Annotated in this window: 13 protein-coding genes; 11 read left to right on the forward strand and 2 right to left on the reverse strand. The window is 28.0% G+C overall.

The annotated features are described in order from the left end of the window. The first annotated feature begins 170 nt into the window (after positions 1 to 170). Positions 171 to 1,826, forward strand: a complete 1,656-nt coding sequence (gene pgi / locus GN161_RS01740) for a glucose-6-phosphate isomerase (RefSeq protein WP_159714996.1) — start codon at positions 171 to 173, stop codon at positions 1,824 to 1,826. A 76-nt stretch (positions 1,827 to 1,902) separates the two neighbouring features. Here the strand turns inward: pgi and rsmD are convergent, their stop codons facing one another. Beyond that, a complete protein-coding gene (gene rsmD, locus GN161_RS01745) occupies positions 1,903 to 2,478 on the reverse strand; it encodes a 16S rRNA (guanine(966)-N(2))-methyltransferase RsmD (protein ID WP_159714997.1) in 576 nt (191 codons plus the stop codon). 459 nt (positions 2,479 to 2,937) lie between these two features. On the opposite strand from rsmD, the gene ftsY reads away from it, so the two are divergent. The 10 genes from ftsY to polA all read left to right on the forward strand — a co-directional run bounded on the left by ftsY (position 2,938) and on the right by polA (position 19,865). Further along, positions 2,938 to 3,864 (forward strand): signal recognition particle-docking protein FtsY, encoded by a 927-nt coding sequence (gene ftsY, locus GN161_RS01750; protein ID WP_159714998.1) that lies wholly within the window; start codon positions 2,938 to 2,940, stop codon positions 3,862 to 3,864. A gap of 624 nt (positions 3,865 to 4,488) precedes the next feature. Continuing rightward, positions 4,489 to 5,337 carry an RNA polymerase sigma factor RpoH gene (gene rpoH, locus GN161_RS01755; protein WP_159714999.1) on the forward strand — a complete coding sequence of 283 codons (849 nt, stop codon included), beginning with the start codon at positions 4,489 to 4,491 and terminating at the stop codon, positions 5,335 to 5,337. A gap of 322 nt (positions 5,338 to 5,659) precedes the next feature. Beyond that, positions 5,660 to 7,960, forward strand: a complete 2,301-nt coding sequence (gene metE / locus GN161_RS01760) for a 5-methyltetrahydropteroyltriglutamate--homocysteine S-methyltransferase (protein ID WP_159715000.1) — start codon at positions 5,660 to 5,662, stop codon at positions 7,958 to 7,960. 227 nt (positions 7,961 to 8,187) lie between these two features. Next, positions 8,188 to 8,964 carry a uridine phosphorylase gene (gene udp, locus GN161_RS01765; protein ID WP_159715001.1) on the forward strand — a complete coding sequence of 259 codons (777 nt, stop codon included), beginning with the start codon at positions 8,188 to 8,190 and terminating at the stop codon, positions 8,962 to 8,964. A gap of 275 nt (positions 8,965 to 9,239) precedes the next feature. Beyond that, positions 9,240 to 10,784 carry a DNA recombination protein RmuC gene (gene rmuC / locus GN161_RS01770; protein WP_159715002.1) on the forward strand — a complete coding sequence of 515 codons (1,545 nt, stop codon included), beginning with the start codon at positions 9,240 to 9,242 and terminating at the stop codon, positions 10,782 to 10,784. Positions 10,785 to 10,893: 109 nt separating this feature from the next. After that, the gene (ubiE, locus tag GN161_RS01775; protein WP_181950845.1) at positions 10,894 to 11,652 is read left to right on the forward strand and encodes a bifunctional demethylmenaquinone methyltransferase/2-methoxy-6-polyprenyl-1,4-benzoquinol methylase UbiE; all 759 of its coding nucleotides are present in this window, start codon (positions 10,894 to 10,896) and stop codon (positions 11,650 to 11,652) included. 575 nt (positions 11,653 to 12,227) lie between these two features. After that, positions 12,228 to 13,868, forward strand: coding sequence for a ubiquinone biosynthesis regulatory protein kinase UbiB (gene ubiB, locus GN161_RS01780; RefSeq protein WP_159715004.1), 1,641 nt, complete (start codon positions 12,228 to 12,230; stop codon positions 13,866 to 13,868). A 248-nt stretch (positions 13,869 to 14,116) separates the two neighbouring features. Further along, positions 14,117 to 15,604 (forward strand): 4-hydroxy-3-polyprenylbenzoate decarboxylase, encoded by a 1,488-nt coding sequence (gene ubiD, locus GN161_RS01785; protein WP_159715005.1) that lies wholly within the window; start codon positions 14,117 to 14,119, stop codon positions 15,602 to 15,604. A 583-nt stretch (positions 15,605 to 16,187) separates the two neighbouring features. Next, entirely contained in the window at positions 16,188 to 16,820 is a 633-nt protein-coding gene (dsbA, locus tag GN161_RS01790; RefSeq protein ID WP_159715006.1) for a thiol:disulfide interchange protein DsbA, read from the forward strand. A 240-nt stretch (positions 16,821 to 17,060) separates the two neighbouring features. Further along, positions 17,061 to 19,865, forward strand: a complete 2,805-nt coding sequence (polA, locus tag GN161_RS01795; protein WP_159715007.1) for a DNA polymerase I — start codon at positions 17,061 to 17,063, stop codon at positions 19,863 to 19,865. Between the two features lie 147 nt (positions 19,866 to 20,012). On the opposite strand, the gene yihA is transcribed toward polA, so the two are convergent. After that, positions 20,013 to 20,612, reverse strand: a complete 600-nt coding sequence (gene yihA, locus GN161_RS01800) for a ribosome biogenesis GTP-binding protein YihA/YsxC (RefSeq protein WP_159715008.1) — start codon at positions 20,610 to 20,612, stop codon at positions 20,013 to 20,015. Between the last annotated feature and the right edge of the window lie 131 nt (positions 20,613 to 20,743).

Here is a 20,743-nt window from a genome sequence, read left to right on the forward strand (position 1 = left end):
TATTTTTTATAAGTTTTTTATGATATATATATATATAGTGGGATATGATTATTTGGATCAGTGTATATTGCGTGATGTAGTATTTTTGAATGAATTGTATGAATTAGTAAGTTTGTTTTAGGGTTTCATTGTTATTTATTGTTTTTATGATAGATTATAAGTAATGGATTATGAAAAATATCAATCCTAGTTGCACACAGGCTTGGCAACATCTTAAGAGACATTTTTATGATATAAAAGGCATATCAATTGTTGATTTGTTCAATAAAGATAAATATAGGTTTTCGTGTTTTTCTAAAATATTTAAAAATGAAATTTTAGTAGATTACTCAAAAAATTTAATCACACACGAAACTATTGTTAAACTGATATCTTTGGCTATGGAATGCGATCTTATAGGATCTATTTCGGATATGTTTCATGGTGAGAAAATTAATCGTAGTGAAAATCGCGCTGTATTACATATCGCTTTGAGAAACATAAAAAATACGCCTATTTTTGTAAATGGATTAGATGTAATGCCGCAAGTAAATGCAGTATTAGTAAAAATGAAATTATTTTGTAATCGTGTTATTCAAGGTGATTGGAAGGGTTATACAGGTAAAATTATTACAGATATTGTTAATATAGGCATTGGGGGTTCTAATCTTGGTCCTTATATGGTAACTGAAGCATTGAAACCATATCAAAATCACTTAAATATGTATTTTGTTTCTAATGTAGATGGAACTCACATTTTTGAAACACTGAAAAATTTAAATCCAGAGCATACATTATTTATAATAGCTTCAAAAACTTTTACTACTCAAGAAACTATGACTAATGCATGTAGCGCACGTAGTTGGTTTTTGAAGGCTAGTTCTAATCAAAAACATATATCTAAGCATTTTATAGCATTGTCTACAAATGCTATAGAAGTATGTGCTTTTGGCATTGATCCATCAGTAAATATGTTTACACTTTGGGATTGGGTAGGTGGTCGTTATTCGTTATGGTCATCCATTGGCTTACCTATAATGTTATCGTTAGGGGTTAATAACTTTGAATTGTTATTGACTGGAGCTCATGATATGGACATACATTTTCATTATACACCTTTAGATGAAAATATACCAGTGATTTTGGCACTTATTGGTATTTGGTATAACAATTTTTTTCAAGCGGAAACTGAAGCAATTTTACCCTATGATCAATATATGCATCGTTTTACAGCATATTTACAACAGTTAAATATGGAATCTAATGGAAAATGCGTAGATCGTAATGGATGTCCTGTTATGTATCAAACTGGTCCTATTATATGGGGAGAACCTGGTACTAATGGTCAACATTCGTTCTATCAGTTGCTTCATCAAGGAACCAAAATGGTTCCGTGTGATTTTATAGCACCAGTAATAACTCACCATCCTATATCTGATCATCATGAAAAATTAATATCGAATTTTATCGCTCAAACTAAAGCGTTAGCTTTTGGAAATACATGTGAGCAATTAATACAGGAGTGTGAAAAATATAAAAAAAATTATATATGTGAACAAGATATGATGCCTTTTAAAGTATGTAAAGGAAATAATCCTAGTAATTCTATTTTAGTTAGAAAAATTACTCCATATACTTTGGGAGCTTTAATTGCTTTATATGAACATAAAATATTTACGCAAGGCGTTATTTTTAATATTTATACCTTTGATCAGTGGGGTGTCGAATTAGGGAAACAATTGGCTGATGGTATTTTAGGGGAATTAAGATGTAAAAGTATTATTTCTAAACATCATGATAGTTCAACATATGGGTTAATTAATTGTTATAAAACTTGGTGTAGTTAATATTATTTTTTGTAAAAAATAATGTTTAATTGTGGTAGATATTTTGAATAATTTATATTAATTATATTTTTTTATTTTATGAATATTTTTGTTGTTTTCTTAGAAAAAGATAATATGTGACATTTCGAGTATTTTTTTTGTGATATAAGAACCAATGATTAGGAATTATATTAATATTAAAAATATTCTTTTTTTTAGAAGTTTCTATATAAATCCATGATTCTTTTTTACATAAATTGTATTTTTCTAGTAAAAAAATAGTTTTGGATATAATATTATCTTGAAAAGGAGGGTCAATAAAAATTATATTATAAGTCATAATTGATCGCTTTAACCAGAAAAGACAATTAGTATGTATTATTTCACTGTTATGAGCCGAAAAGGAGCGTGCGGTTATTTTTAATGCTGTGATACAAATACGATTATTATCTAAAAAAGTTACTTTACTAGCTCCTCTAGATAAAGCTTCTAATCCTAATGCTCCACTTCCAGCAAAGCAATCTAAACATATTGTGTTAGAAATTATGGGATTAAGCCAATTGAATAGTGTTTCACGCATACGATTAGTAGTTGGACGTATTTTGGCATATTGAGTAATTGGTATATTGCGTCCTTTCCATTTACCCCCAATGATCTTAATTTTTCTGTTCAATCTATCTACTCAGTAAAGTTTATTTTTATATATATATGTTATATTTATAAATTGTGATGTGGTAGTTTATAAGAGATTTCTATTTTCTAATGTAGAAGGATTGCTATTATTCAACAATGATATTAACTATCTTTATTTTATATAATCTGGTTTACTTATAAATTGCATTATGTGATGGTTGAAACATGTAGAGAATTTTAATTACATCAGTAACTGCAGTTTATAATTAGTTAGAATTTTATATATCTACAACTTATTTATTTGTTATACTCTTGATTGATTGTATTTGTGCTGTAGGATTGGTGCAATATATCAGATATTTTTTATTTTTGTAGAGGATACTACAAATTTGAAATACTTATAAAAGCTGATTGATAAAGTGTCGTATAAGGAATATGAAAAAATAAGTAAAAGAAATAAAATTTCTATATATCAATAGTAATTATGAGGTAAGTATACATGAATTGTTCATATAGTTTGTTTAGTAGATTAAAACAGAGTTTGTCGTATACTCGAAAAAAATTGGGTAGTACCATAATGGAGTTAGTTCGTAATAAAAAAATTGATACTACTATATTGGACAAAATTGAAAGTCAATTGTTAACTGCAGATATAAGTATACAAACTACTCAGAAAATTATTAATAATTTGAGAAATTATGTTAGTCTTAATGTTAATTGTAATGAAAAATATTTTTATAATGCATTACGTGATGAAGTATTAAAAATAGTTGAACTTATAGATAAGCCATTGATTTTACAAAAAAAACATCCCTTTATTATTCTGATGGTAGGAGTTAATGGTGTTGGAAAAACTACTACTGCTGGAAAATTAGCACATCATTACCGATCAGAAAATAAAACTGTAATGTTAGCAGCAGGAGATACATGTAGGGTAGCTGCTGCAGATCAACTAGAAATTTTGGGTAAACGTAGTGGTTGTGCAGTAGTAATTGCAGAGCATGCTAACTCTGATCCTGCTTCAATAATTTTTGATGCTGTTAAAGTAGCTAAAATAAGATCTGTTGATATACTTATCATAGACACTGCGGGGAGATTGCAAAATAAAATATATGCGATGGAAGAATTAAAAAAAATTATTAGAGTAATGAAAAAAATTGATGTGGAAGCACCTCATGAAATTATGTTAGTTCTTGATGCTAATATTGGACAAAATTCTGTCGATCAAGTGCGTATGTTTAATGAGGCAATTAGAATTACAGGAATAATTATGACTAAATTAGATGGTAGCGCTAAAGGGGGTGTTCTTTTATCTATTGCTGATCATTTTTTGATTCCAATACGATATATTGGAATAGGACAAAATATAGAGGATTTGCAGCCATTTAAATCCCATGATTTTGTTGAAGCTATTTTTAAGAAATAAAAATTAATGGTAAAAATATAGATGTCTCTGTGTATATAATTATTTATTTATATATAGGGTTGTTGACGTGAATAATGATAAAAATATTTTGTAAATAATTATTGTAGAAAATGGTACTATCATCTACGACATCATCAAGTGTTTTTATTATATGGTGATATAAATGCAATAATAAAAACATTACTTTTTTTAAAGTGAACAGTCATAAAAGTTGCAATAGAAATTAAAAAAATTTTTAAATAATACGAATCGTCAATAAAATATTTAAATAAGAGATATTGACAATATCTTTGTGCGCAAAAGTCGTACGTTCTAGATATAATTTACGCATTATCAATATTAATTTAAATCCTGATTTTTGCTAAAATTATTTATAAACCACCTGATCTTATTAAGAGTAATGACTTATTGCAATAAGTAATTTGATGGTGCTTTAACATAATTAAATTAACGATGAAATTAATGAGGATTGTGTTATAAAATATAGTGCTTAGTATTATGATCAATATGTTATTTTATTGGTAGGATTTTTTATATATGGTTCTTTTTATGTGATTTCATATAGGTATATTGTCCTTTTAGGACGCATAATTATCTGTGTATATAATTATTTTGGGAGAATAGATGCCTAAATATATGCAAACAAACGGAACGTTGGTTCCTCAAGGGAACTTGGAGTCTTATATAAAAGCAGCTAATGCTTATGCTATGTTAACAACGGAAGAAGAAAGGGCATTAGCTGAACAATTATATTATCATGGAGATTTAGAAGCTGCAAAAAAGCTCATTGTATCACATCTAAGGTTTGTTATTCATGTTTCTAGAAATTATTCTGGGTATGGATTATTACAAGCTGATTTAATACAAGAGGGTAATATTGGTTTGATGAAAGCTGTACGCCGATTTAATCCAGAATTAGATGTTCGTTTAGTATCATTTGCTGTTCATTGGATTAAATCAGAAATTCATGAATATGTTCTAAAAAACTGGCGTATTGTAAAGATAGCTACTACTAAAGCACAACGCAAACTGTTTTTTAATTTAAGAAAAACTAAACAACGTTTAGGTTGGTTTAATGCAGGAGAGATAGAAGTAGTTGCAAAAGCATTAAATGTGACTAGCAAAGATGTGCGTGAAATGGAATCTCGTATGGCAGCGCAAGATATGACTTTTGAACAATCTTCAGGTGAAGATAATCGGGGAATCTTAATGGCACCTATGTTGTATTTACATGATAAATTTGTGACTTCTAATGAAGAAGATGAATGGCTTGATCAGATTAGCGATAAATTAAATACGGCTATAAATACTTTGGATAAACGTAGTCAACACATTATTCGAGCACGATGGCTGGATGTAGAGAATAAAAGTACATTGCAAGAATTAGCCAATCAATATGGTGTGTCTGCTGAACGAGTACGTCAATTAGAAAAAAATGCCATGAAGAAAATGAGGACAATTATACAAAATTGATTATTTTTTTTAATCCTATGTATAATAATGAATGGCAATATAAATTTTTAAATATAATGTTTATAGTTTTAATCATTTGACTGTGTGTTTAAAAATTTGATACAATTTGTACTGATAAGATCTTCAATGATTTATATTAGATATTTTGTTGAAAAAATATTTATGTGTAGTGACATATGGTATAAGTTTTATTTTTCATTAACTTTTTGTAAACATTTGCATGTAATGATAGCATGTTACATTAAGTTTTATTTTTAAAATATTTTTATTCTAAATTTTTTAAAATTACTTCATACAATGAAAATAACTCATGGAGTAAATTATGACAGTTGTTGGTCATACATTAGGGTTTCCTCGTATTGGATTACATCGAGAATTAAAGTACGCTTTAGAGCGTTATTGGGATGGAAAAATACAAGAAAATAAGTTATTAGAAATAGGTCGTACATTACGCATGCGTCATTGGCAACAACAAAAAGATTATGGTATGGATTGGATTCCAGTAGGTGATTTTGCATGGTATGATCATGTTTTAACTACTAGCCTGATGCTTAATAATATTCCAGGTAGACATCGCACTTATCAAGAAAATGTTAATTTAGATACATTATTTAGAATAAGTCGAGGTTATTCTTTAGGTGAAACATTAATATTACCTTCAGAAATGAAGAAATGGTTTAATACAAATTATCATTATATAGTGCCTGAGTTTGTTCAAAATCAAGAATTTAAATTGAATTGGACTCAATTGTTCGATGAGATAGATGAAGCTTTGTCTCTAAAATATAAAGTGAAACCAATATTACTTGGTCCCATTAGTTATCTTTGGTTAGGAACAGTAAAAGGAAAAAAATTTGATCGATTATCACTATTGCCTGATTTGTTATTAGTATATCAAGAAATATTAGATATTTTGTTATCAAAAAATATTGATTGGATACAAATTGATGAGCCTATATTAGTTTTAGAGCTACCTTTACAATGGTTGGAAGCATATTTAAGAGTGTATGAACAACTTCATGGTAAAGTTAAGTTGTTGTTAACCACTTATTTTGATAGTTTATATCATCAATTAGATGTTATTAAGCAACTGAAAGTAGATGGTTTACATGTAGATTTAGTTTCTAATCCTGATAATATACCTTTACTTCATGCTCAAATACCAAAGCATTGGGTTTTGTCAGCAGGAGTGGTTAATGGACGTAATATATGGAAAACTAATTTGTATAATTGGTTTAAAAAATTATATCCTTTAGTAGGAGAGCGAAAATTATGGATAGGTTCTTCTTGTTCCTTATTGCATAGTCCTATTGATCTTGATATGGAAATAAGATTAGAGAAGCATATTAAAGAATGGTTTGCTTTTGCTTTACAAAAATGTTCTGAAATAAAAATGTTATGTGTTGCCTTAAATGATAAAAATTCAAGCGAGTTGACATATGAAGATATGTTTAATGAATATTATGTATCTAATAATTTAAGATCTTCTTCTAGTATGATTCATGATGTACGGGTGAAAAAACGTCTTGAACATGTTAATAATATTTCGCATACTCGATACACTCCATATACAACTCGGGCTGCATTGCAACGTAAAAGATTTAATTTGCCATTATTTCCTACAACTACTATTGGTTCATTTCCTCAAACTGAAGAAATTCGTAGGCTTCGTTTGGACTTTAAAAACAATCGAATTAATACAGAAGATTATTGTATTAGTATTAGAAATTATATTAAGCGAATTATTATGGAACAAGAAAAATTAGACATAGATGTTTTAGTACATGGAGAACCAGAAAGAAATGATATGGTAGAATATTTTGGAGAAAATTTAAATGGATTTGTTTTTACCCAAAATGGGTGGGTTCAAAGTTACGGTTCGCGCTGTGTAAAACCTCCGGTAATTATAGGAGATATTAGTCGTTCAAAACCTATTACTACAGAATGGATAAATTATGCTCAGTCATTAACTAATAAACCGATAAAAGGTATACTTACTGGACCTGTTACTATAATGGTTTGGTCGTTTCTACGTGAAGATATACAACGTGAAACAATAGCATTACAATTAGCATTGTCAATACGCGATGAAGTGATAGATTTAGAAAAGTCTGGTATTGGAATCATTCAAATTGATGAGCCGGCTTTAAGAGAAGGATTGCCTTTAAAACGTTCTAATCAAAAACAATATTTGGAATGGGCAGTTAACGCTTTTAGAATAACTGTATCATCAGTGAAAGATAATACTCAGATTCACACTCATATGTGTTATTCTGAATTTAGTGATATTATTCATGCTATTTTGGAATTAGATGCAGATGTAATCAGCATAGAAGCAGCTAGATCAGATGAGAAAATATTACAATCCGTACAACATATCATAGAAAATTTAAATGAAATTGGTCCTGGAGTATATGATATTCATTCTCCAAATGAACCTAGTACAAATGATCTGATAGGAAGAATTAATAAATTGTTACAGTATATTCCAAAACAACGTTTGTGGATAAATCCTGATTGTGGATTAAAAACGAGATCATGGCCTGAAGTTAGACGAGCATTGAATAATATAATATCTGCGACTAAATTATTGCGTAAACAGTTTATGCATCATGAACTGTAATTAATATAATTTTTTCAACGGATTATATAGTAATTCAATGTTAGGACTAAAATAGTTGGTTTTTTTATAAGTAAGTCATGGATTGTTTATTTGAGGCATGATTCTTTAATCCATTAAAATTTCTATTTTTTTTGTTCATAAAAATAAGAATTTTAGAAATTTTATTAATTTTAGCTACAAAAATAGGTTTATGGTGACTTTCAAATAGTTACGTAACAATTTCTGATATGACTATGATTAATACATTTCATTTAGGTTTACAGATTGGAGATCTGCAAGGTGCAACTTTAGCTATTCTTCCAGGAGATCCCAATAGAGTAAAAAAAATCGCTTTGTTGATGGATCAACCAGAATATATTTCAAGTTATCGTGAATTTACTACTTGGTCTGCAAGTATTGATGATAATAGAGTTATTGTCTGTTCTACAGGTATAGGTGGGCCATCTACTTCCGTTGTAGTGGAGGAATTGTCTCAATTGGGTATACGTATATTTTTACGTGTAGGCACCGCAGGAGCTATCCAAAAATATATTAAAACAGGTGATTTATTAATTGTTACTGCTGCTGTTCGTTGTGATGGAGCAAGTCAACATTTTGCTCCATTAGAATTTCCGGCGGTAGCAGATTTATCTTGTACTATGGCTTTAATTGAAGCTGCTAAAAAAATTGGTATTAAACCATATTCTGGTGTGACTGTATCTTCAGATACATTTTATCCTGGACAAGAACGATATGATACATTTTCTGGGCGAGTTATTCAAAAATTAAGTGGTTCTATGGAAGAATGGAAAAAAATGGGAGTTATGAGTTATGAAATGGAGTCTGCAACATTGTTGACTATGTGCTTGACTCAAGGATTACAAGCGGGGGTTGTAACAGGTATCATTATAAATCGTACACAAAAAGAAATTCCTAATGTTTCTTTGATACATCATGCTGAAAATATGGCAATTAGAGTAGTAATAGAAGGAGCTCGTATTCTGATGCATACAAGTAATAAATAAATATTTTATATAACTGTTAAATATAAGATTTATTATTGTTTGTTATGTTTGTACTTAGTGTTTTATAAAAAATTTTCGATAAACATGTTACTTATTAACAAGTAAAAGCATCTCATACAAAACTCAATATTACTATATTGTCGAAATATAAATTGTTGACGCATGATGTAATTTTTATCTATTTGTATTGCTGAAGTATTAATATGTTACATATATTGATTGATAAATAATAAATTATCGTAGTTTTTATAAATATATTTTGTGATAGGGAATATATGACAGTTACTTTGTTTTGTATATATAATTTTCTTAGCATGTTGGTAGGTGTCTTAATATCTGGAATATTTTTTAATATTATAGGACAACGTTATATTAAAAAATATAAAAATGACTATACAGCTTATGAACATGCTTTATGTATGACGACACAAAATTTAAAAAATGAATCTACTTTACGTTATAATATTGAACAAAAATTACAAAATGAATTACAGATAGTATATGAACTACACGGCAAATTGTCTACTGCTGAAGAACGTTTAAAATTATTAGATCATTATCATCAGAAATGTGAGCAATTAAATCATGAATTACGCTTACAATTAAATTTAAATCATACTCAAGAATTAAAATTGCAGGAATTAAATATTCGTTTAGAAGAATATAAATTAGCAATAGAAGAGAAACAAAAGTTGTTTATTGATAGTGAAAATCGATTAACTATGCAATTTGAAAATTTGGCAAATCGTATTTTTGAGCAAAATGGATGTAAGGTAGATCAACAAAATCGAATTACTCTTGACAGGATGTTACATCCATTAAAAGAGCAGTTAGAAGGTTTTAAAAGTCAAATGGAAAACGGTTTTGCAAAAGAAGAGGAATCTAGGAATATTCTAACTTATGAAATTCGTAATTTACATCAACTGAATGCAAAAATAACTCAAGAAACCATTAATTTAACACAAGCATTAAAGGGCAATAACAAAACACAAGGCGGTTGGGGAGAAGTGATTTTAACTCGCGCGTTAGAAGCTTCTGGTATGCGTGAAGGTTATGAGTTTCATGTACAAGTTAGCATAAAACAAAAAGATGGACATAGATTACAACCTGATGTAATCATACATTTACCTCATGGTAAAGATGTAATTATTGATTCTAAAGTATCTTTAATAGCTTATGAACGTTATTTTAATAGCGATAATGAGGAAGATCGACGGTTAGCTATTATTGATCACGTGCATTCATTGCGCTCTCATATAAAATCATTAAGTAAAAAAGATTATCAAAAATTATTTGGATTAAATACATTAGATTATATTTTGATGTTTGTTCCTATTGAATCAGCTTTTATGTTAGCTATTAAAAAGGAAATATCATTGTTAACAGATGCTATGCGATATAATATTATGTTAATTAGTCCTACAACGTTGTTAATAGCGTTACGTACTATTAACAACTTGTGGCGTTATGAAAATCAAAATTGTCATGCTAAAAAAATTGCTGATAAGGCAGGGCGATTGTATGATAAATTACGGTTGTTTATGGATGATTTAAATAAAATTGGGTTCTATTTGAATAAAGCAGAAGTTATTTATAGTGCAGCAAGAAATAAATTTTCTGAAGGAAAAGGAAATATTATAAGTCAAGTAGAAGGTTTTCGAACACTTGGGGTACAAATAAAACAACCAATTGGTACTAGTTCGATGACGTCGAATTCTTTGGTTGTATATGATGAAAATAATAGTTCTTCTAATTCATCTAATTGTGAAGATAGTGTTACTCACAATATATGTCATGACACTTTAAAAAAAATTTTATAAAGTACATTAAAAATATATAAATTAATAAAATAAAAATACTATTTTTACCAAGTTTAATCTATTTACTTGTTAAAGAGATTACGGTAAATATCATGATAATCATATGAATATGCATAATAAAGATGAAGATGATATCACTCATTTTGGTTTTCAAAATGTTTATAAATGTGAAAAAACATCGTTGGTATCTAATATATTTCGTCTTGTAGCATCAAAGTATGATTTAATGAATGATTTAATGTCATTTGGTATACATAGAGTATGGAAGCGATGTATGGTTTATCACAGTGGGGTGTATGTTGGATGTAAGGTGCTGGATTTGGCTGGAGGTACTGGAGATTTAAGTATTCAATTTTCCCGATTAGTAGGCGATACAGGAATTGTGGTACTAGTAGATATTAATGATTCAATGTTACATATAGGACGAAAAAAAATACGTAATTTAGGTATAATTAATAATGTTATATATATACAAGCGGATGCTGAATTTTTACCTTTTCCTGAAAATACTTTTGATTGTGTTGCTGTTTCTTTTGGTTTACGAAATTTTACAAATAAAGAGCAAGCATTATTTTCAATACATAGAGTGCTAAAATCTAGAGGAAAATTGTTAATTTTAGATTTTGGGGTTCCTACCTTTAAATTACTGAATATAATATATGATTTATATTCATTTCATATTTTACCTAAAATGGGTGAATGTATAGCGAAAGATACCAATAGTTATCGTTATCTTGTGGAATCTATTCGTATGCATCCAGATCAAGAAACCTTGAAGGATATGATAATACAAATAGGATTTAAGAACGTTAAATATTTTAATATGACTGGTGGTATTGCTGTGTTACATTGTGCGTATAAATATTAAAATAAAAATATTTGCGTTACGTGAATTATTGAAACATTATATTTAATAATATTTGTGATCGTTATCAGGATTATTGAATTATTTATTAGCCTTTTATTCAGAAATATTATAATTTTAAGTTTAAAAAGCTAATATATATAACTATATGTATTTGAGTGTTTAAAAAAAAATTACTTTGTATAATATATATATTGTAATATGACATGTTTATTTAAATCAATAAAAGACCGTATTATAGTACAATATATCAAATATATTTGTTTTACATAATTAGTGCTAATATAGAATTAGTAAAAAATGTGATCGAGTAGTTTATATGATATCTGACTTAACATTATTGATCTTTGATGTCTTTTTCTTGACTGTATCGTACTAGAAATATTCAATAGTATAATTTAATAATTTTTAATTTCCTGTTATAGAAATGATACATTTGATAATGTCTAATTTAACTATATTCTATAAAATAACGTATTTCAAATTTATTAGAGTTATAATAATTTATAGAAAAATATGACATTTGAATATAAAATTACAATATTTATCTGATATTCAAATGAATTATAGGAAATCTAATGATTGTTGATGAACTATATCGACTGTATTCCATAATTAAAACAATATTAAATTATGGATTAAGTGATTTTGTCCCTACTCATCGATTAATTTTTCCACTGAGAATAGGCAGCAGATTTTTTTTACGTATTTTAAATAAGCATTCTCAATTAACTTTAGGAGAACGATTTCGTTTAGCATTACAAGAATTAGGTCCAGTTTGGATTAAATTTGGTCAAATGCTTTCTACGCGTCGTGATATATTTACAGATTCTGTTGCAGATCAGTTAGCAATACTGCAAGATCGTGTGGCACCTTTTGATGGATTTATTGCTAAAAAGTATATAGAGCATGCCATTGGTAATACATTAGAAACATGGTTTAAAGATTTTCAAGAAGTGCCATTAGCATCTGCATCTATTTCGCAAGTACATTCTGCTAGATTAAAAAAAAACAACAAAGATATAGTAATAAAAGTGATTCGTCCAGGTCTTTTGTCTATTATTAAATTGGATATATCTTTAATGTATAGATTAGCTCATTGGATTTATAAATTTTTACCAGAAGGACGAAGATTTAAATTTTCAGAAGTTGTTGCAGAATATGAAAAAAATCTTTTTGATGAACTTAATTTGATGAAAGAAACAGCTAATACTATTCAATTAAGAAGAAATTTTGAAAAAAGTAAGATACTATATATACCAAAAGTGTATGTAGATTTTTGTAGTGAAAATGTTATGGTTATGGAGCGTGTTTATGGCATACCTGTATATGATATAGTTGCATTAAAAAAGCAAAAAATTAATATGAAATTGTTAGCAGAACGCGGAATAGAGGTTTTTTTTACTCAAGTTTTTAGAGATAGTTTTTTTCATGGAGATATGCATCCTGGTAATATATTTATTAGTTATAAATATCCAGAGGATCCAAAATATATTACCGTTGATTGTGGTATTGTTGGTTCGTTAAATAAAAAAGATAAATATTATTTAGCAGCAAATTTTATCGCATTTTTCAATCGTGATTATAGAAAAATTGCTGAATTACATCTTGATTCAGGTTGGATACCTATGGATACTAATGTAGAAGATTTTGAATGTGCTATGAGAACAGTATTTGAGCCTATTTTTGAACAACCATTAGAAAACATTCCTTTTAGCAAAATATTGCTGTATTTATTTAATACTGCACGATATTTCAATATGGAAATACAACCTCAATTAATTTTATTGCAAAAAACTTTGTTATATGTTGAAGGAATAGTTAGGCAATTGTATCCTAATTTAAATATTTGGAAGTCTGTCAGACCTTTTTTGGAAAGATGGATGCAGGATCAGTTAAAATTTTCAACGGCAATATGTGCCCTAAAAGATAAAATACCTTATTGGGTAGGTAAAATACCAGAATTATCTACTGCATTATCCAATGAATTTAAACATTCTTGTATATTACAGAAAAAAATAGAAATTTTAATAACAGAATTGAGAATACAGCGTACTAATCACAGCCAAGCGTTATTTTTGTTTGGTATTGGAGCAACTTTAGTGATTAGTAGTATTTTTTTATATGTACAGGATAAATATTTAAAAATTTTTTCTGTTTTTTTATTTGTAATTGGGATTTACATTTGGACAATAGGATGGAAGCGTATTATGCAATAATATAATTATAATTATCAATAATTGTAGTAATTTTATTTATAATTACAGATCATTCAAATAATTTAAAGAAAAGTTATGTATGCAGTGAATTTATTCACAACAGAATCTGATAATTGATGTGATTATTAAGTATGAAATTATACTAAATTTAAACATAAAATATAGATATTTGTGATCTTGTACTGATTATAATAGAAGTAAGTCAAATTATTTAATTATAAAAACAGTTTAATATTTATTTAAATTTTATGAAATATAAAGATTTGCGTGATTTTATTAAAATTTTGGAACACAGAGGCGAATTGAAAAGAATTTCTTTTCCTATTAATCCTGATTTAGAGATAACAGAAATTGCCGATCGTACTGTTAAATCTGAAGGGCCAGCACTTTTTTTTGAAAATCCTAAAGGATATACAATACCTGTTTTGTGTAATTTGTTTGGTACCTTTAGTAGAATAGCTTTAGGCATGGGAAAAGAAAGTATTCTATCGTTGCGTGATGTTGGAAAATTGCTTGCTTTTTTAAGAGAACCTGAACTTCCAACAGGAATACGTGATTTTTTTTCTAAAATTCCTCATTTCCGTAATATTCTACATATGCCTATTAAGCGTGTTAGCACGGCTCCGTGCCAAGAAAATGTTTGGTGCAATAGAGATGTGGATATTACGCATATGCCAATAATGCGTTGTTGGCCTAAAGATGTATCTCCTGTAATCACTTGGGGTATTACAATTACTCGTGGTCTAAGAAGTAAACGACAAAATCTTGGAATTTATAGGCAACAAGTATTATCTAAAAATAAAATTATTATAAGATGGTTATCTCATCGTGGTGGGGCATTAGATTTTCAAGAATGGTGTAAAAATACTTCAGAAAGAAGATTTCCTGTTGCCGTAGCATTGGGCTCTGATCCAGCTACTTTAATAGGAGCAGTAGTCCCTATTCCTGATACATTATCAGAATACGCTTTTTCTGGCTTATTAAGAGGTTGTAAAACTGAAGTCATCAAATGTATTTCGTGTGACTTAGATGTTCCAGCTAATTCTGAGATTATATTGGAGGGATATTTAGAGCGAGGTGAAACAGCGTTAGAGGGTCCTTTTGGAGATCATACAGGGTATTATAATACTACTGATCAATTTCCAGTCTGCACTATTACCCATATTACTCAAAGAAATAATCCAATTTATCATTCTACATATACTGGTCGCCCGCCAGATGAGCCTGCAATTCTTGGGATGGCAATGAATGAAGTATTTATTCCTATTATACAAAAACAATTTCCAGAAATTATAGATTTTTATTTACCTCCTGAAGGTTGTTCATACAGATTAGCTATTGTAACTATAAAGAAACAATATGTTGGGCATGCTAAACGTATAATTTTTGGAATATGGTCTTTCTTGAAACAATTTATGTATACTAAATTTATTATTGTATGTGACGATGATATTAATGCGCGGGATTGGAATGATGTAGTATGGGCTATAACTACACGTATGGATCCTGATCGGGATACTATAATAGTAAAGAACACTCCAATTGATTATCTTGATTTTTCTAGTCCAATATCTGGATTAGGCTCTAAAATAGCTATGGATGCAACAAATAAATGGCTTGGAGAAACTGAAAGAGAATGGGGTATGCCAATTCACATGCATGATACAGTACGTCGTTATATTGATAGTATTTGGGAGAAGTTAGATATATTTCATAATAAAAATAATGATAATTAAATAAATTCAATATTATTTTTAGTTACATAGTGATATTTACAATTTTTAGTGATAATAAGAAAATAAAAAGGTATATTGTAATTATACAAAAAATACTATATGTATTATTCTTGCCATTAAATATGAATGTGTGTGCGGGGATTTTTTATTGTATAAAGGTATAGATATTTATTATTTTTAATGATAAATGTAATGCATAAAAGTAATTTTTTGTTTATTGGTATATTTTATAAAATATCTACATATATTAGATGTGTTCTAATTTTAAAATTTTAATATAAAAACGAATTGTTCGATAATATTATATTGTCATGAAAAAATATTTTTGCATGACGTTAATCTTGAATAGATCAAATTATTTATATTTATTAAGTATCTGCTTACTATAGTAAAGCATGTGTTTGTTAACTTGTAATAACCACACCCATTTATATTCTTCTTACATAAGAACATGTATCATAGTTAAAATTAATATAAATAATTAAATTAACATTATTCTAAATTAGAATAGTATTCTATTTGTAAAAATTAAAATAGTTCGTATGTTCATATAAAATATTCAGGTGGTTATTGGGAGAGAGGTATGAAAAGATTACATCTTATTGTGATAGTAATTGCTTTTATATTTTTATCATGTGATAGCATTTCATCTTCAATTATCGAAGGGAGACAATATATTCGTCTAAATAAGACTATTCATAATGCTCCTCAATTGCTAGAATTTTTTTCTTTTTATTGTCCACATTGCTATCAGTTTGAGCAAATTTATCACATTTCCAATAATATAGCACAAACATTACCTAAAAATATAAGTTTTTATAAATATCATGTTAATTTTTTAGGTAATTTAGGAAAACAGTTGACGCACGCTTGGGCTGTAGCAATAGCATTAGGAATAGAAAATAGAATTAGTCCTATATTATTCATAGCGATACAGCAACAGCAATCTATTCATACTGTGGAGGATATTCGAAAAATATTTATTAAATCTGGTGTTGATGCAGAAGAGTTTGATGCTACTTGGAATAGTGTTTTAGTGAAATCTTTAGTGTTAGATCAAGAACAAGCAGCAATAAATTTTCATTTGAAAGGAGTGCCTTCAATATTTGTTAATGGGAAATATATGGTAAAAAATGAAAAATTGGATGTATCATCAGTGAATGCTTATATTAAACAGTTTTGCGAGTTGTTAAATTTACTCATAGACAAAGCATAATATGTATATACCTAATATAACAATGATGTTGTGAGGTGTTGTATATTGTGTTTTATTGGTAAGTTAACAAAAGTTATTTTGTATACTATATTTATAGTTATTTTGCTTTTAAAATAACTTCGTTTGATTTTATCATTTTCTTGTTTATAATATAGTATTATAGTTAATAGTCTTATTAAGCAAGTATCTAATATTCTTTTACCTTTTCTGTAAGATTACATCATTATATAAAATGTCATTATGATCGCAGTTATAAACAGTCCGATAATTTTAGTAGATGCTTCTTGTTATATATACCGCGCGTATTATGCATTTCCACCATTGATTACTAGTAACGGAACGCCAGTATGGGTGATATATGGGGTAATTAATATGATAAGAAGTTTATTAATACGATATCAACCTACTCATATGGCAGTTGTTTTTGATGCACCAGGAAAAACATTTCGTGATAATCTATTTGAAAAGTATAAGGCTAATCGTTTTAAGACTCCTGAAGATTTGTATATTCAAATTGGTCCATTATGCGAAATAATAGAAGCGATGGGATTACCAATACTCAGAGTACCTGATGTAGAAGCGGATGATGTAATAGGTACATTAGCTATATCTTGTGCGCGATCAGGTAATTCTGTGCTAATTAGTACGGGAGATAAAGACATGGCCCAAATAGTATCATCTCAGATCACTCTTCTCAATACTATGTCGAATATTATTTTCACTCCTAAAGAAATAGAAAAAAAGTTTGGAGTACCACCAACTCTGATGGCTGATTATTTGGCATTAATAGGGGATCGTTCTGATAACATTCCTGGTGTTCCTGGAGTGGGCAAAAAAACGGCTCAATTATTATTAAATAAAATAGGTAATTTAAAGGTATTATATGACCATTTAGATAAAATTAGCACATTGGGTTTACGTGGTGCTAGAGCGATACAAAATGCATTACAGGTCAATAAAGAAATAGCATTTCTTTCGTATAAATTGACAACAATTAAAACAGATATATCTTTAAATATATTTGATTATCAATTGTTAATACAACAAGAAAATATTAATGTTTTGTCATTGTTATTTACACAGTATGAATTTAAAAATTGGTTAATAGATTTAAAATTAGGGAAGTGGTTAGATAAATATCGATTTTTAAAGAATATGCCATCAAATCAATGGTTTCATAATATGTCTTTGTGCAAAAAAAATAACTTACTATCAGATTATTCTGGAGAAAAAAAAATTGTTAAGATAATACATAATGCTGAAATGTTATATCATTGGGTTAATAAAATTAATATAGCTAAGTTTTTTATATTCAGTATATATACAGATATATTTAATGTTGCTACAGCTAATATAGTAGGTATATGTTTATCTATTGATACTAAAGAAAGCGCATATATTCCTATAAAAAATAATTCAATTAATAATCATCAGAGTTTTTTGTGTCTTGAAGAAATATTATCAACTTTACGGCCAGTTTTAGAAAATTCAAAAATAAAAAAAGTTGGTCAACATTTAAAGTTTAGTTATGCCATCTTTAGGCGTTATAACATTAATTTAGTGGGTATGGCATATGATGTTATATTGGAATTATATATACTGTATGGCACTGTTAATTGTCAAGATATAAAAAAATTTTTGGATAAGGATACATTTGATGCTGTTACAAATTTTAAAAAAAACTATGATAGTTATAACGAAAATAATGCAATATTAGATGTACAGAACATGCAAATACAATCCTTACATGCTGCTAAATTTGTTATGTCCTTATTTAATCTGCATCATGCTTTATGGTCAAAAATAGAAGCAAATAATAAATTAAAAAAAATTTTTGAAGAAATAGAGATGCCTTTAATATCTATTTTATCTCGTATTGAAAGTTATGGTGTTTTAATTGATAAAAAATTACTTAATGCTCATGCGGTAGAATTAGATTATAGGCTTAATGCATTAGAGCTAGAAGCATACCGATTAGTAGGCGCTCCTTTTAATCTTGATTCAATTAAACAGTTACAAGAAATATTGTATAATAAACAAAAATTGCCAATTTTAAAAAAAACACCTAGCGGTGCTCCTTCAACTAATGAAGAGGTATTGAAGAAATTAGCAAAAAAATATCCAATACCAAAAATACTATTACAGTATCGTAGTTTAGCTAAATTAAAATCAACTTATACTAATAAATTGATCTCTATGATTAATACACAATCGAATAGAGTGCATACTTCATATAATCAAACTAGGACTTCTACAGGGCGTCTTTCTTCTACTAATCCTAATTTACAAAATATTCCCAATAGAAATCATGATGGGAGAAAAATACGTCAGGCTTTTATTGCTCCAGCAGATTTTTTAATTGTAGCAGCAGATTATTCACAGATAGAGCTAAGAATTATGGCGCATCTTTCTCAAGATATCAAATTAATTAATGATTTTCTTTCTGAAAAAGATGTTCATACTGCAACAGCTTCTGAAATATTTGTTACCGCATTACATTTGGTTACTGATGAACAAAGGCAACAAGCTAAAACTATTAATTTTGGATTAATTTATGGAATGAGCGCATTTGGATTAGCACGTCAATTATCGGTAACATGTAAGGAAGCTCAAAATTATGTAAATCGTTATTTTAAGCGTTATCCTGGTATTATGCAATATATGCAATATATTCGAGAACATGTTAATAAGCATGGTTATGTGTCTACATTAGATGGACGGAAGCTATATTTGCCAGATATTTATTCTACTAATATTTTGCGAAAAAAAAGCGCTGAAAGAGCAGCGATTAATGCACCTATGCAAGGAAGCGCTGCTGATATTATTAAAAAAGCAATGATATCCGTTGATAATTGGTTACAAAGAGATGCAATTCCAGCGCGTATAATTATGCAAGTACATGACGAATTAGTATTTGAAGTACATCATGATATTGTAAATTCTGTTGTAAAACAAATAAAAAAATTAATGGAGGAATGTTTTATTATAGATGTACCACTAAAGGTAGATATTGGCGTTGGGAAAAATTGGGAGCAAGCACATTAATTATATTGATTTGATCATCAATTAATATTATAAAATATAATGAATATAGTTTTTTGTCATAATGATGGGATAATTAATCTATATAAATCTATGTTTTTAAAAATATATAAAAATAATATTAATAAATTTATAGATATGTTATTTCAATTATTTCAGCCAATTGTTAAGAGTTTTTTTTAATGATTCTATTCCATATTTTTTAAGAGCAGAAAAAGGTTCAGCTTGTATACATGTTGTAAATATTATCTTCATATCTTGCAGTATTTTTTGAGAGGTGATTTGTAAAATATATTTAGAAATTTTATCTGATTTATTTAATAGAGTAAAAATAGGAATGTTCATAGAAAGTGCATTTTTAATAGTTTCTTTATCTAATTTCTTTATTGGATGCCTGATATCCATGATTAATATTAATCCTTTCAAATTTTCTCTTTTTTTTAAGTATTCACATATGGCCTCATGCCAGTAGTTTTTTCTATTTTTTACTCCTTTAGCATAACCGTAGCCAGGAAAATCAATGAGACGAATACCTGGGCTTACTTCAAATAAATTAATAAGTTGCGTACATCCTGGTATTTTACTTACTTTAGTTAGTTTTTTTTGATAAGTTAAAGCGTTAATAGTACTGGATTTCCCGCTGTTAGAATAACCAACGAAAGCTACTTCCATCCCTATTTTTTCATCGGGTAAACAGTAAATTTTAGGAACACTTATCAAGAAACGAGTAGCATAATAATTATATGTCATAATATATATACATTATCTATAGTTATAATAATATTAAAATGAATTACTTAAAATTTTATGGTTTGTGAATATTAATATGAATAAATTTTATTAATTTATTTAAACAAATTTTGTAATATTGAGGTGAATAT

Origin of the sequence: Blochmannia endosymbiont of Camponotus nipponensis, assembly GCF_009827135.1 — a bacterium.
Taxonomy (GTDB): domain Bacteria; phylum Pseudomonadota; class Gammaproteobacteria; order Enterobacterales; family Enterobacteriaceae; genus Blochmanniella.

What these genes read in the sequence shown, in the direction of transcription:
- pgi (WP_159714996.1), top strand. Translation starts at nt 171, where the DNA reads ATGAAAAATATCAATCCTAGTTGCACACAGGCTTGGCAACATCTTAAG.
- ftsY (WP_159714998.1), top strand. Translation starts at nt 2,938, where the DNA reads ATGAATTGTTCATATAGTTTGTTTAGTAGATTAAAACAGAGTTTGTCG.
- rpoH (WP_159714999.1), top strand. Translation starts at nt 4,489, where the DNA reads ATGCCTAAATATATGCAAACAAACGGAACGTTGGTTCCTCAAGGGAAC.
- metE (WP_159715000.1), top strand. Translation starts at nt 5,660, where the DNA reads ATGACAGTTGTTGGTCATACATTAGGGTTTCCTCGTATTGGATTACAT.
- udp (WP_159715001.1), top strand. Translation starts at nt 8,188, where the DNA reads ATGACTATGATTAATACATTTCATTTAGGTTTACAGATTGGAGATCTG.
- rmuC (WP_159715002.1), top strand. Translation starts at nt 9,240, where the DNA reads ATGACAGTTACTTTGTTTTGTATATATAATTTTCTTAGCATGTTGGTA.
- ubiE (WP_181950845.1), top strand. Translation starts at nt 10,894, where the DNA reads ATGCATAATAAAGATGAAGATGATATCACTCATTTTGGTTTTCAAAAT.
- ubiB (WP_159715004.1), top strand. Translation starts at nt 12,228, where the DNA reads ATGATTGTTGATGAACTATATCGACTGTATTCCATAATTAAAACAATA.
- ubiD (WP_159715005.1), top strand. Translation starts at nt 14,117, where the DNA reads ATGAAATATAAAGATTTGCGTGATTTTATTAAAATTTTGGAACACAGA.
- dsbA (WP_159715006.1), top strand. Translation starts at nt 16,188, where the DNA reads ATGAAAAGATTACATCTTATTGTGATAGTAATTGCTTTTATATTTTTA.
- polA (WP_159715007.1), top strand. Translation starts at nt 17,061, where the DNA reads ATGATCGCAGTTATAAACAGTCCGATAATTTTAGTAGATGCTTCTTGT.
- yihA (WP_159715008.1), bottom strand. Translation starts at nt 20,612, where the DNA reads ATGACATATAATTATTATGCTACTCGTTTCTTGATAAGTGTTCCTAAA.